Source organism: Paenibacillus polymyxa (assembly GCF_015710975.1).
Classification (GTDB): domain Bacteria; phylum Bacillota; class Bacilli; order Paenibacillales; family Paenibacillaceae; genus Paenibacillus; species Paenibacillus polymyxa.
Map to the genome: position 1 here is coordinate 1,958,390 of NZ_CP049783.1, position 14,169 is coordinate 1,972,558.

Below are 14,169 nucleotides of genomic sequence, written 5' to 3' on the forward strand. Positions count from 1 at the left end.
CTGTTCTGGACGGGATGGCCTCACTCTTTTTATGCAGCGTACCTTCTACTTATGCCCTTTGCGTACCTTTAACAGCTTGCCCTTTACGGTCGTATTCTTCATAATTTCAAGCACCAGTGGGCCCTTGCCATTCAGAATCTCAACATCTGTCACATTATCCAGAATCGTAATGATGCCGATATCATCTGCCGTTACCCCGTCAAGCTTAGCGATGGTACCCACAAAGTCGACAGCTCTAAGTTTTTTCTTCTTACCGCCGTTAAAATTGAGCTTCATAATCTGTTGGTTTAATTGCTCGCGCTTGTCGTTTTTGAGCACAGTTTTTACATGTAGGTTCCGCTCGAAATCTTCTCTGCGGAGATCTACAGCCTCTTCTGAGGGGGCTTTTACTTGCGGAATTGCAAATCCAATATATGCTTCAATATCAGCTAATCGGTTGCTGTCTTTAGGAGTGATTAGAGTAATGGCTTTCCCCGTTTTGCCAGCACGTCCTGTACGGCCTGTACGATGAACATAGCTTTCTTTTTCAAGGGGAATATCGTAGTTGATGACATGGGTGATATTCGTGATATCAATCCCTCTGGCGGCTACATCAGTTGCGATTAAGTAACGGAATTGACCCCTTCTGAATGCGTTCATTACCTCAAATCGCTCATCTTGCTCCATGCCGCCATGGATGCGATCACATGGATATTCGAGGTCAGCCAATGCTCTGAATAGTGTATCTACATGCTCCTGCGTACGACAGAAAATGATGCAGCTGTCAGGGTTCTCAACAATGAGCAGATCCTGTAGCAGAGCCAGCTTGTCCGCCTCCCGCACCTGAATAAGAGAATGATCAATCGTGGCTGTGGTTACACCTGTCGCCTTAATCTCAATTTCCACAGGATCGTTCATATATTTACGTGATAGTTTGGCTACATCTTCGGGATAAGTAGCGGAAAACAACATCGTAACCCGGTCACTAGGCAACGCCTGAATAATCGACTGAACCTGCTCGATAAAGCCCATATTCAGCATCTCGTCAGCTTCATCAATCACGAGATAGGCAATTCGATTTAAGGATAGCGTGCCTCGTTCAATGTGATCCAGTACACGTCCAGGCGTACCAACAGCCACATGTGTTCTTTGTTTTAGCTCGGCCTTTTGTATATGAAAAGGATGTTTCCCATAAAGGGGCGTTGCTTTGATCCGCTTAAAGCGTCCAATATTCGTGATGTCTTCAGTAACCTGTAATGCGAGTTCACGGGTTGGTGTCAGGATTAAAGCTTGGGGTTTATTCTCATTCCAATCTACTAGCTCACACAGTGGAATACCATATGCTGCTGTTTTGCCGCTGCCTGTTTGCGATTTGGCCACAAGATCCTTCTTCTCAAGGGCAACGGGAATAACCTCCGTTTGAATTTCTGTTGGCGTCTCATAGCCCAGGCTATTCAGAGCCCTCACAATTTCTTCACTTAATGGGTAATCTGCAAAATGCTTTTGACTCATTCTCAACCTCTTCTGCGCTGTATTTAAGTACCATTACATATATCATGTCATCGTGTATCGAACTTATACTCAACCAGTATACTCTATTCCAGCTACACTCTAATACATATATCAGCGATTAACTTGCTGTTTTCCAGTAAGGCAACTATACTTTTTCTGAGACGAAAAAACACAGTCTGGTTGGTAGTCCAGGCGCATGGACGACTCTATATTGCAAGAGTGCCATGTCAGTAACCTTCCCCCCTCGGGATGTCCATCGTTTCGATTTAAAATGAGGGGGATTCAAATGAAGCTTACGATTTATCATGATGGACAGTATTGGGTTGGAGTCGTGGAGGAGCAGGACCAAGGGAAATTGAAGGCAGCCAGGTACATTTTTGGGACAGAGCCTAAAGACGAAGAAATTCTCCATTTTATCCGTGAGGAAATGTGGGAACTTGTTAGTCGGCTTTCACAAGAGGTGGCTATAAAGTGGTCTGAAACGAAGAAGGTCAATCCGAAGCGGCTAGCAAGGCAGGCAGCGTATGAATTAAGGCGGAAGGGTGTCTCTTCCAACGCACAAGAGGCCTTAAAGTTAGAGTATGAGAAGCGCAAGTTGGAGAAACGTACCTACTCTAAACAGCAAAGGGAATCTATGAAGGCACGGATAAGGGAATTAAAGGAGAAAAAGGCGAAGGAAAAACATCGCGGACATTAATAAAACCTCCATACTTATCCGCAATTGTAACGCATGTTTTATCTCAGCATATGTGAAAACATGTGTTACACACAAAGGGCACCCGACTGGGTGCCCTTTAAACTGTCGTATAGAGATTGCTATCCGCTAAGATGAATCCATTCCAAATTACTTAAGCAGTGTCAGTGTCACTTCTATTGTATTATCAATAAATGATCGCTCTGGACGAGACTTTATCATGACGGTCAGACCAATTAACGATACAACTAATGCCTGTGATACAGCCTTCGCATCTAGTCCGATCTCAAGCTCACCTGATTGTATCCCTCGTTCAATGGTTTCTTGAAAAATGACTGCTAGGTACATTTGATGCTCCCTTGTAAGAATTTCAAACTTCTCATCATGGGGCGCAAGTTCAACCATTGTATTAATGCAAAAGCATCCTTTTCTAGGATTTTCCGCATACTCCTCTTCAACCACACCCTCAAAAAAGGTACGAAATGCTTCTTTTACAGATGGAATGCTTTGAAGTTTGGTTCGGATCAGAGAAGCACGGGACATCGTGTATTTGCGTAGCGCGGCTTCGAACAATTCTTTTTTGCCCCCAAAAGTGGAATATATACTGGGGCGTTGAATTTCCATTCTGGAAGTTAAATCACTTAATGAGGTGGCTTCATATCCCTTTTCCCAAAATATTTGCATAGCTGCATCTAAAACTTTCTCTTCGTCAAATTCGCGGATTCGTCCCATAACAATACCTCTCGTTACTCATGATTTTATTCTTAATGACTCCATGTATCTGATTATAATGTTCAGTGACATTCATTTGATTACCAATTGGTACGTTATTATCTTATAATTAGTCCTTAAAATTGTCAAATGAGGGTTGGTCTTTCCCGAAAAGAGGAGGTGAATATGAAAGAATAATCAAAGTGAATTTACTATGATTGTTGACAGTATTCTTTTTTGTGAGTTATATTTACTGGGAAAAATAACATACCGGTTGGTATGATATTTTATTGTTATTCAATTGGCACACAAAGAAAGCTATTAGAACGGGAGAGATAGACCATGGAGATAGGTATTACCTCGTTTGTAGAGACAAAGCCTGATGCTCAGACAGGCGAAGTGATAAGTCACGCACAGCGGTTGCGTGAAGTTGTCGAGGAAATTATCCTTGCTGATCAAGTGGGACTTGATGTGTTTGGTGTAGGTGAGCATCATCGAAAGGATTATTCGGCATCTTCACCAGCAATGGTGCTGTCCGCGGCTGCAGCGCAGACACAACGGATTCGGCTAACCAGTGCAGTGACGGTGCTTTCTTCAGCTGATCCGGTGCGCGTTTTTCAAGACTTTGCTACGCTGGATGGTATTTCAAATGGACGTGCCGAGATTATGGCGGGTCGGGGTTCTTTTATTGAGTCTTTTCCTCTGTTCGGCTATGACTTGGATGACTATGATGAGCTGTTTGAACAACATTTGGAACTTCTCCTTAAAATACGGGAGTCCGAAAAGGTAATCTGGAAGGGCGGTCATCGGCCAGCCATTAACAATTTGGGCGTGTATCCACGGCCAGTTCAGAACCCTTTACCAATATGGGTAGGCAGCGGGGGAAGGCAGGATTCTGCTATTCGTGCAGGTCTGTTAGGACTGCCCTTGATGCTGGCGATCATTGGAGGAAACCCGATAAATTTTGCACCGCTTGTCCAGCTTTATAAGAAAGCAGCAGCGCACGCTGGTCATGATGAATCGCAGCTTAGGGTTGGGTCGCACTCGATAGGATTTGTCGGAGAGAATAATGAGCAAGCGGCAGATACATATTTCCCTTCTACGATGGCAGGTATGAATAGATTGGGCAGGGAGCGAGGCTGGGCGCATTATGATCGTTCCAGCTATGATGCCGCGCGCAGCTTTGAAGGTGCGCTGTATGTTGGCGATCCCGAGACGGTTGCTCAGAAGATCATTCATCTTCGCAAGCATGTTGGTGTTACACGCTTTATGCTGTATGTTCCGTTAAGCACGATGCCGCATGCCGAGGTGATGAGAGCCATTGAGCTACTTGGAACAGAGGTAGCACCCCGAGTGCGGAAGGAAATAGCCAAGTGGGAAGCGGAGACGGAAAAAAGACTATAACTATAAAATAACCTAACATAGGAGTGATTCGCATGGATTTTGAAAATCGTTTATTACCAGAATTAAGGTCAGTAATTGCACAATTCCCCGGTTTTCAACTGGAGGAGAATTTAGAACTGAGCAGAAGTTGTTTGTCGAGTCCGCCTATTGAGCAGTCGGAACACGTACGCACGACAAGCCGGATGATTCCGAGCGTTGCAGGCGAGATATTAGTCAAAATCTACGAACCTGCCCAGCGAACTGACGTTAAGCTTCCGGCCATGCTGTGGATTCACGGGGGAGGCTATGTAATGGGGCATCCTGATATGGACGATGCTTTGTGCGAACGCTTCGTGCAGGCGGCTAATTGCGTCGTCGTATCGGTCGATTATCGACTTGCTCCCGAGCACCCCTACCCAGCTGCCATCGATGACTGTTATGCCGCTTTGACGTGGATGACCGATGAAGCTGAGCTGCTGGGCATCGACTTGGACCGGGTCGCAATTGCTGGTGCAAGCGGGGGTGGCGGTCTAACCGCAGCACTTGCTTTAATGGCTCGTGACAAAGGCGGACCAGCCCTTATCTTCCAAATGCCGCTATATCCGATGATCGACGACCGCAATGTTACGGCATCAAGTCATGAAATTACGGCCGATAATGCACCATGGAGCCGGAAGAACAACTTGACGGCCTGGAACATGTACTTGGGTAATCGTACCGAAGATAGCGAGGTTTCCCCATATGCGGTGCCGTCGAGAGCAGAAAGCTTGGCTGGTCTGCCGCCGACCTACACGTGCGTAGGGCAGCTCGATCTATTCCGAGATGAGACGATCGAATATGTGGCACGCCTTGCCCAAGCGGGCGTTGACGTCGAATTTCATCTGTATCCCGGCACATTCCACAATTTTGAAGGGATGGTTCCTCAAGCAGAAGTAAGTCAACGCGCCAGCCAAAGTTATGTAGACGCGATTGCAAGAGCGCTTAATCCTTAAATAATTAAGGAGCGGTCTTCAGGTGATATGCTCCCAAGAAGATAGACAGGTTGAATAATAAAACCTACTACTGTGAAGGGAGTATATCACTTTTCGCAGCAGCCTTTTGTTATCGTTTCAGAGTTGTTTGGGATTCGTGTTGTGGCTGTTCTGCAATGATGTAAGATTTTTCGGGTAAAATCTATACTTTCACATGTAGCAGAAAACAACTATTCATTCTTATAATTGGAAATGTAAGCGCTTAAATTATTGAGGAAGAGTATTATCAAATTATACGTGTGAGGAGGAGATTTTATGTTAAGAACTAAAGTGGGCAAGTTGGTGAGCAGCTTGGCGTTGGCGGGTGTGTTGTTATCTTCTGTTCTGGTCAACCAGGCTGATGCTGGCCTGGCAAATGGAAGCAAATTTCTGGGGAATATCATTGCGGGCAGTGTCCCTCCTAGTTACGGGACATACTGGAATCAAGTGACGCCGGAGAACTCGACTAAGTGGGAATCGGTTGAAGGCAGTCGTAACAACATGAACTGGTCGCAGGCGGATACCGCCTACAATTATGCCCGTAGCAATGGTTTCCCGTTCAAGTTCCATACGTTGGTATGGGGTGCCCAGGAGCCAGGATGGGTTAAAGGACTGTCGGCTGCTGATCAGAAAGCGGAAGTGACTCAGTGGATTAAAGCAGCAGGTCAACGCTATCCGAATGCGGCGTTTGTAGATGTGGTGAATGAGCCGTTGCATCAGAAGCCGTCCTACCGCAATGCCATTGGTGGTGACGGGTCGACCGGATGGGATTGGGTCATATGGTCGTTTCAACAGGCTAGACAAGCTTTCCCGAATGCCAAACTGCATATAAATGATTATGGTATTATCAACGACCCTTCTTTAGCCGACCAATATGTCAATATTATTAATCAGCTCAAGAGTAGAGGCCTGATTGACGGTATTGGCATTCAATGCCACCATTTCAGTATGGACAACGTCTCAGTCAACACGATGAATACTGTACTAAATAAGCTGTCGGCGACCGGGTTACCGATCTATGTGTCGGAACTGGATATAACTGGGGATGATAATACTCAACTTGCCAGATACAAAGAGAAGTTTCCAGTCCTTTGGCAAAACCCCTCAGTGAAGGGAGTTACGCTTTGGGGGTATATCCAAGGACAAACTTGGAAAGATGGTACACATCTGCTGAACTCTAACGGCACGGAACGCCCCGCGCTCCAATGGTTGAGACAGTATCTGAAGAGATAAGCTATAGGTGGCACTTAAAACCCAACAGATGCGGACTTTTGCTAAATATCCGGGCTGGGTAGTTGTTTATTTGAAGAAGTCTTGGCTGAAATGTTACACGCCCAAGGCTTCTTTTTATTTAGCTTAAACGTATTTTTTACTTGAAATAAAACCGTTCGGACGGTATAGTTAAATGGGCGGTGATCAGAATGAACACAACTAAAAAAACATTAAAAAGAGAATTAATACTTAAAGCGGCTTCTATGATTGTGCAAGAAGAAGGAGTAGAAAAATTAACGTTAGAAGCGGTTGCTAAGAAAGCGGGAGTAAGTAAGGGAGGATTGCTTTACCATTTTCCGAATAAAGATGAATTGATTCTGGGAATGGTTGAACAGCTATCGACCAGCTTTATCACTGAATTTAATGAAAGGGCAGAAAACGATACACATTCCCAAGGTAGATGGACTCGCGCTTATATGAATACGTCATTTTCCGGGTATCAGGATGCAAGTGACCTGTATACCGCTCTCTCGGCAGCACAATTTACGAACCCTCACATGCTCAAGCTGCTTCAGGATGAGTATGCGAATATCCAAAATAAAATCGAAAACGACGAATTGGACCCGGTCCGTTCTACGATCGTCCGATTAGCTATAGACGGTTTGTGGTTTGCCGAAATGTTTGGACTTGCTCTTCCCAATGAAGAATTGAAGCAAAAAATTATAGAAGAATTAAAGACATATATAAAGGAGAATGAATGATGGCTTATTTTTTCTTGGCAATCTCTATTGCTAGTGAGCTTATTGGTACTTCAATGCTTAAAGCTTCAGAAGGTTTTACGAGACTGTATCCCACTCTATTCACGATTGTCGCGTTTGTAATCTCTTTCTTCTTTATTTCACTAACCCTCAAGACACTTCCTCTTAATATGACCTATGCCATCTGGTCAGGGGTGGGGGCTGTTGCTACAACGGTGATTTCAGTATTGATTTGGAAGGAGAAAATCAATACAGGGAGTATCGTAGGGATTGCTTTAATTGTTATTGGCGTGGTGGTATTGAACCTATTTGGTGCAGGACATGGTGAGGCCAAAGGAACAACAGAAGTAACCAGTTCAATTGTCCAAAAATGAAAAAGTATAATATCACTCCAGTTTGTAAAGAGGCGGTAGATCCTCACTTATCGACTTAGAGATTCTAAGAAAGATAAGTGGGGGATCTACCGCCCGGAAATCATGGCTTATACGAATAAACTTAGTACTAAGATGAATCCTAATCCGGCTACAGAAATAATGGTCTCAAGCAATGTCCAGGTGGCAAAGGTTTCTTTCATGCTTAAACCAAAATACTCTTTAAACATCCAGAACCCGGCATCGTTAACATGTGAAGCTATTAAGCTACCCGCTCCCGTGGCAAGCACGACTAAAGCAAGATTAACGTCAGATTGTCCTAACATCGGAATTACTAAACCAGCGGTTGTTAAGGCTGCAACAGTCGCAGAACCTAGGGAAATACGTAAGATTGCAGCGATGATCCAGGCCAGCAGGATGGGTGATAATGTAGTTCCATTGAATAAATCGGCTACATAGTCACCTACGCCGCCATTAATGAGTACTTGTTTGAAGGCTCCGCCTCCCCCAATGATCAAGAGCATCATCCCAATATGAGTAATAGCAGTTGTACAAGATGCCATTACATCTTTGATTGGAATTTTTCTTGCGATTCCCATGGTATAGACGGCAACCAGTAAGGAAATCAACATGGATGTTGATGCATCACCAATAAAACGGATAGCTGCCAGTAAACTATTATCCTCAAATCCCATTGTTTTTTGAAACAAGGTAATAATCGTAGCAATCGACATTAAAATGACAGGAAGCATTGCCGTAAATACACTGATTCCGAATCCAGGAGTTTCCTCAGACTTAAATACTTTCTGTTCACCTAAAGAGGCAATATTACCGGTTTTCGTAAATGATGCAGGTACGAGTTTTTTGGCAAGCTTCGTAAATACAGGGCCAGCCAAAATAACGGTTGGGATAGCAATAATGAAGCCATAAAGTAAAACCTCACCAAGGTTGGCGCCATATTCACCAGCAATCACGGTTGGTCCTGGATGTGGAGGTAAGAAACCATGTGTGACGGATAAAGCAGCGACCATCGGAATACCGAGATATAAGATAGAAACCTTTAATTCTTTTGAAATGGCAAATACAATTGGGATTAATAATACTAACCCTACTTCAAAAAATAACGCAATCCCGATAATGAATGTAGCAGCTACGACCGCCCATTGAATATTTTTTTCACCAAATTTGTCAACGAGGGTCATGGCAATTCTTTGGGCACCACCAGAATCCGCGATCAACTTCCCTAACATCGCTCCGAGTCCAAAGATTAACGCTAAGTGACCCAATGTTCCGCCCAATCCAGCTTCAATGGTTTTAACAATTTCCTCTAATGGCATTCCAAGGGCTAAGGCTACACCGAACGATACAATGATTAAGGAAATGAAGGTGTTTAATTTGAAGCCCATGATTAAAACGAGTAATGCTAAAATTCCAATCCCTACAACGACTAATGGCATTGTAATTACCCCCTGTATTTATCCTTTTAGTGTTTAATTAAGCCTCTTTGGTAATGAGCAATCCGTGTATAATCTTCTTCCAATACTCTGGATAGGTTAATGAAAATCGGTAGCAACTTCCTATATTCCTTGGTTGCTTCTTCTTTGGGTGCATGTTTGTTGGTACTGCCAATCATTTCAGAAACCACTTCAAATGATTGGATTTTTCCAGTGGCATACAAGCCTAAAATACAAGCTCCTAGACAAGAACTTTCGTAGCTTTCTGGAACGACGACTTCAGATGCGAATATATCAGACATCATTTGCCGCCAAACATCTGACCTTGCAAAGCCTCCTGTAGCTTGGATTCGGGTCACGGGACCATCCATGCATTCGGTTAAGGCCAAAAATACGGTGTATAAATTGTAAATGACTCCTTCTAAGGCTGCGCGAATCATATGTTCTTTCTTATGCGACATCGTTAAACCGAAGAATGAGCCACGTACGTCTGGATTCCATAAGGGAGCACGTTCACCAGCTAGGTAGGGATGGAATAACAATCCATCAGACCCGGGCCTTACGCGTTCAGCAATTTTGGTTAACACATCATATGGATCAATTCCTAGTCGTTTCGCTGTTTCTACTTCTGATGAGGCAAGCTCGTCACGAATCCAGCGAAGAACCATCCCGCCATTGTTTACCGGTCCGCCAATGACCCAGTGCTTTTCCGTTAAGGCATAACAAAATATTCTTCCCTTTTCATCTGTTTGCGGCTTGTCTATGATGGTTCGAATGGCACCGCTTGTCCCAATAGTGACGGCAACTTCGCCTTTTCGTATCGCATTGACACCTAGATTAGAGAGAACTCCATCGCTGGCCCCAATGACAAATGGTGTTTGTGGATCGATCCCCATCTTTTTTGCTAAATCTGAATTACAGTCGGTAAATATTTTGGTTGTGGGCACGAGCTCAGATAGTTGAGAAGGGGTTATACCCGCAATTTTTAATGCTTCTTCATCCCAATCCAGCTTTTCGAGATTCATCATGCCCATGGCTGAAGCTAGGGAATAATCAACAACATATAAATCAAAGATTTTTTTGAAAATGTATTCTTTAATTCCGATATATTTTTTAACTTTGATAGCGATTTCAGGAAGGTCATTCACAATCCAAGCTATTTTAGTTAAGGGTGACATGGGGTGGATGGGTGTTCCTGTTCGTCTGTAGACCTCTTGGCCGTTCAACTCCTCTTTTATTTGATGTGCCCACGCTTCACTGCGATTATCTGCCCAAGTGATACAAGGCGTAAGTGGTTGATCATGTTCATCCATGGCAATGACACTATGCATGGCACTGCTAAATGAAACAAACGATAGTTTTTTTTGTGAGTGATGTTTCATGATATTCGAAGTCGCTTGTAGGACTACTTGAAAAATCTCCTCAGGATTTTGTTCAGCTGTCGCTATATCTGGTGTATAAAGCGGGTACCCGATATTTTCTTGTTGGATAACTTCGCCTTTGTCACTGAATAAAACGGCCTTCGTACTGGTGGTTCCGATATCTATACCTAACATGTAGTTAGTCATTTTGTGGCACGACTCCTTTGGACAGCAGTTGTTGGGACATCCATAAGTCTTCTACTTTACCTTGAACATCATCAAAGTTTTCATGTAAAGACTTAATCATAAGGTCTCTATCTTTTGCCTGGATTGCTTCAATATAAAGCTCATGATTCTTTACAATCCGTGTAAAGTCTTCATACTTTTCTTTGAAGCGCATACGCATCGACAACAGAATGAGACTTTCCATCACGGGCTTTAGGTTATTCCAGATCATCAGGATGTATGAATGATTAACTGCACGAATAATCGTTTCATGGAACAAGACATCTTGATATGAAAACTCATCGGCATCACTATATTTGACTGCGACTTTCATCATTTCGAGTATTTTACTAAGTTCCTTTGCTAAGTCATGAGTGTCCATCTTTATAAGACGTTCAAATACGAAGGATTCTATAAGTAGACGAACATCATAAATTTCTTCTATTTCTTTCTCTGATAGACCAATAACGACCGCACCCATTCTTTCGAGTCGGATGATATTTTCGGAGGCCAGTATTTTTAACGCTTCACGAATAGGTGAGCGACTTACAGCAAAATCAGCAGCTAATTTATTTTCAGATAGTATGGTACCGCTTTCAATTGCGCCAGAAATGATGCGCATTCTAAGCTCGGATGTTACACGATCCCCAGCAGAGGCTTTGAGAAGCCATTTGGAGGGATATAGGAATTCACTGGACAGAACCATAAATTCACCTTCTCATTAATCAAGTATACTTGTATACAAGTATTATAATCTAAAATTTTAAATTTGCAAGCGTATTCATTAAATTGATTTTGTGAGCCTGTTCGGTCCTTTTTGTGCAAATGCACAATCAATTTCGTCTGTTCTTCAATATAATTCACACGCTGCAATCGATATAATGAAAGCGTAATCAAAAATTGCCCGGGGGGTTAGACAGATGGAAGGGTTAACGATCAGTTGGATAGGAGCTCTAGCAGGGCTGGCTATTGCAATTATTTTGATATTAAGAAAGCTGAATCCGGTTTACGCTTTATTTTTGGGAGCTATTGTAGGCGCTTTATTGGGCGGAGCCAATCTGGAGCAAACGATCAGCGTATTAATTAGTGGTACGCAAAGTGTGATGGGGACGGTCATTCGTGTGCTCGCGGCCGGTGTATTAGCAGGCGTGATGATGGAGTCTGGGGCAGCGGAGACAATTGCACAGGCTATTGTAAAGAAGTTTGGCGGCAGTAAAGCGATCCTTGCCCTAGCGTTAGCGACGATGATTATTACAGCAGTAGGCGTATTTATTCCCGTCGCAGTGCTAATCGTGGCACCTATTGCTTTGTCGGTTGGGAACAAAATGGGGATTTCCAAGCTGGCTCTCCTGCTGGCCTTGTCTGGAGGCGGAAAGGCGGGAAACATTATCTCTCCAAATCCCAATACGATTGCGGCAGCACGCGGGTTTAATCTGGATTTAAGCCACGTGATGTTGGCGGGTGTGGTGCCCGCGATATGCGGATTAATCATGACTGTTCTGGTGGCGTCTATGTTAAAAAACAAGGGCGTGAAGGTATCCGAACAGGATATTATGGATAGTGATGTCGATACGTCGAAGTACCCGGCATTGGGACGGGCGATTGTAGCTCCGGTGGTAGCCGTTATTTTGCTGATGATTAACCCGATTGGTTCCATCTCTGGCATTGAAGCACTGTCGAATTTCAAGGTCGACGCGATGTACATTCTGCCGATTGCCGGGATTGTGGGTATGCTGGCCATGGGACAAGGTCGCAATATTCTGAAGTATTCGGCTTCCGGTTTGAATAAAATGACGGCAACCGTGCTCATCTTGATCGGTGCAGGCGGAATTGCGGGTCTGATATCTGCGTCTAATTTATCTGCTCAGGTAGTTGGCTTGATTGAGGCTTCGGGAGTTTCTGGCACATTTTTGGCACCGCTTGCAGGGATTCTGATGGCGGCCGCCACAGCATCGACTTCAACTGGCGTTATTTTGGCGACTGGCTCGTTTGGGGAAGCCATTCTGAACATGGGGACAGCCCCGTTAGCTGCTGCTGTTATGGTGCATACAGGAGCTACCGTCATTGATTCCTTGCCACAGGGCAACTATTTCCACGTTACGGCAGACAGCATGAAAATGAGCATTAAGCAACGGATGGGATTAATCCCTTATGAAGCTATTGTGGGCGGAACTATGGCGATTGTAGCAACCATATTGTATGGATTCATACTTTAATATTCACGATGGGGTGACAAAATGAGAGAGAAAACATTTGTACTGGCACCGGATTCTTTTAAAGAAAGCATGACGGCAAAGGAAGTGTGCATCGCAATGGAGAAAGGATTGCGCAAGGTCTATCCGACAGCCCATTATGTCCACGTTCCGATGGCAGACGGTGGTGAAGGAACAGTGCAGTCACTGGTGGATGCGACAGGCGGGCAGCTTCGTTACATGGAGGTGACAGGACCGCTTGGAGAACCTGTAAAAGCGGCATATGGCTTGCTGGGAGACGGCACCACTGCGGCAATCGAAATGGCATCTGCCAGTGGAATCCATCTGGTTAATAAGGACAATAAAAACCCGTTAAAGACAACAACCTATGGTACGGGTGAGTTAATACGTGAGTGTCTGAACCAGGGAATTCGAAAAATTATCATCGGCATTGGCGGAAGTGCGACGAATGATGGCGGTACAGGTATGGCGGAAGCGCTGGGGGCTAGATTTCTGGATGCGGCAGGCAATACTCTTCCACGCGGCGGCGGCAGTTTGGGCGAGCTGGACAGCATTGATATTTCATCACTGGATGACCGCTTGCAGCAGGTGCAATTGATTGTAGCCTGTGATGTGACAAACCCGTTATGTGGGGAGCATGGGGCATCTCGTGTATTCGGCCCACAAAAAGGGGCAACCCCGGAAATGGTGCAGCAACTGGATGCTAATCTTGCCCATTATGCGGATGTGGTGAAGCAGCAGCTGGGCAAGGATGTGCGCGATCTTCCAGGCGCGGGTGCAGCAGGCGGATTGGGCGCCGGTTTATTGATTTTTACTCAGGCGGCGCTACAAAAGGGCATTGAAATCGTGATTGAATACACTGGCTTAAAGCAGAAGCTAGCCACGGCCGATATCGTATTGACGGGAGAAGGCGGCATTGATTTTCAGACCAAATTCGGTAAAACTCCGTATGGAGTAGCTCAGGCAGCCAAACAATCGGGCAAAAAGGTCATTGCGGTTGCAGGTTATATCGGGGAAGGGATCGACACGCTATACAAGGAAGGAATAGATGCGGTGTTTGGCATCGTGCCGGGAGCCTCGGAGCTGGGTAAGCTTCTGGCCGAAGGGCCGCAAAACGTAGAGCGCACATGCGAGAATATCGCAAGAGTGCTTCAAATCAGTGAGAAATGATCGGATTGATAGGCGAGGAACATAAAACGGCATAATATAATTACAATGGAATACGAGCGCTCGCCTGTAATCCCGGTTTTCATTAGCCAATGGAGATTGGCAGAAAAATTCGGGAG

General features: G+C 44.6%; 13 protein-coding genes. 8 read left to right on the plus strand and 5 right to left on the minus strand.

Translation table 11 applies throughout. From position 1 onward, the window contains the following. Positions 1-45: 45 nt before the first annotated feature. Positions 46-1,491 (minus strand): DEAD/DEAH box helicase, encoded by a 1,446-nt coding sequence (locus tag G7035_RS08835; RefSeq protein ID WP_019689042.1) that lies wholly within the window; start codon positions 1,489-1,491, stop codon positions 46-48. Positions 1,492-1,777: 286 nt separating this feature from the next. Here G7035_RS08835 and G7035_RS08840 point away from each other — a divergent pair, with 286 nt between their 5' ends. Next, a complete protein-coding gene (locus G7035_RS08840) occupies positions 1,778-2,188 on the plus strand; it encodes a YjdF family protein (RefSeq protein ID WP_019689041.1) in 411 nt (136 codons plus the stop codon). A 147-nt stretch (positions 2,189-2,335) separates the two neighbouring features. Here the strand turns inward: G7035_RS08840 and G7035_RS08845 are convergent, their stop codons facing one another. Further along, the gene (locus G7035_RS08845) at positions 2,336-2,917 is read right to left on the minus strand and encodes a TetR/AcrR family transcriptional regulator (protein WP_016324915.1); all 582 of its coding nucleotides are present in this window, start codon (positions 2,915-2,917) and stop codon (positions 2,336-2,338) included. A gap of 321 nt (positions 2,918-3,238) precedes the next feature. Here G7035_RS08845 and G7035_RS08850 point away from each other — a divergent pair, with 321 nt between their 5' ends. The 5 genes from G7035_RS08850 (at position 3,239) to G7035_RS08870 (ending at position 7,633) form a co-directional block, all read left to right on the plus strand. Next, entirely contained in the window at positions 3,239-4,300 is a 1,062-nt protein-coding gene (locus G7035_RS08850; protein ID WP_019689040.1) for an LLM class flavin-dependent oxidoreductase, read from the plus strand. A 32-nt stretch (positions 4,301-4,332) separates the two neighbouring features. Further along, positions 4,333-5,271, plus strand: a complete 939-nt coding sequence (locus G7035_RS08855; protein WP_017426037.1) for an alpha/beta hydrolase — start codon at positions 4,333-4,335, stop codon at positions 5,269-5,271. 294 nt (positions 5,272-5,565) lie between these two features. Next, positions 5,566-6,522 carry an endo-1,4-beta-xylanase gene (locus G7035_RS08860; RefSeq protein WP_013373834.1) on the plus strand — a complete coding sequence of 319 codons (957 nt, stop codon included), beginning with the start codon at positions 5,566-5,568 and terminating at the stop codon, positions 6,520-6,522. 188 nt (positions 6,523-6,710) lie between these two features. Continuing rightward, on the plus strand, positions 6,711-7,262 hold the full coding sequence (locus tag G7035_RS08865; RefSeq protein WP_019689039.1) for a TetR/AcrR family transcriptional regulator: 552 nt from the start codon (positions 6,711-6,713) through the stop codon (positions 7,260-7,262). Continuing rightward, positions 7,262-7,633, plus strand: coding sequence for a DMT family transporter (locus tag G7035_RS08870; RefSeq protein WP_019689038.1), 372 nt, complete (start codon positions 7,262-7,264; stop codon positions 7,631-7,633). Before G7035_RS08865 ends, G7035_RS08870 begins: the two co-directional genes overlap by 1 nt. 107 nt (positions 7,634-7,740) lie before the next feature. Here G7035_RS08870 and G7035_RS08875 read toward each other — a convergent pair whose 3' ends face one another. From G7035_RS08875 to G7035_RS08885, 3 genes are read right to left on the minus strand one after another with little or no spacing between them, the layout of a single operon-like run. Further along, a complete protein-coding gene (locus G7035_RS08875; RefSeq protein ID WP_019689037.1) occupies positions 7,741-9,087 on the minus strand; it encodes a GntP family permease in 1,347 nt (448 codons plus the stop codon). A gap of 26 nt (positions 9,088-9,113) precedes the next feature. Then, positions 9,114-10,652: a gluconokinase gene (gntK, locus tag G7035_RS08880; protein ID WP_019689036.1), complete on the minus strand. Its 1,539-nt coding sequence runs from the start codon at positions 10,650-10,652 to the stop codon at positions 9,114-9,116. Beyond that, positions 10,645-11,376 (minus strand): GntR family transcriptional regulator, encoded by a 732-nt coding sequence (locus G7035_RS08885; protein ID WP_019689035.1) that lies wholly within the window; start codon positions 11,374-11,376, stop codon positions 10,645-10,647. Before G7035_RS08885 ends, gntK begins: the two co-directional genes overlap by 8 nt. A 214-nt stretch (positions 11,377-11,590) precedes the next feature. Between G7035_RS08885 and G7035_RS08890 the strand changes: the two genes are divergently transcribed. Both G7035_RS08890 and G7035_RS08895 read left to right on the plus strand, forming a co-directional pair. Next, positions 11,591-12,886, plus strand: coding sequence for a GntP family permease (locus G7035_RS08890; protein WP_016822522.1), 1,296 nt, complete (start codon positions 11,591-11,593; stop codon positions 12,884-12,886). A gap of 21 nt (positions 12,887-12,907) precedes the next feature. Next, on the plus strand, positions 12,908-14,053 hold the full coding sequence (locus G7035_RS08895) for a glycerate kinase (protein ID WP_019689034.1): 1,146 nt from the start codon (positions 12,908-12,910) through the stop codon (positions 14,051-14,053). Positions 14,054-14,169: the final 116 nt, after the last annotated feature.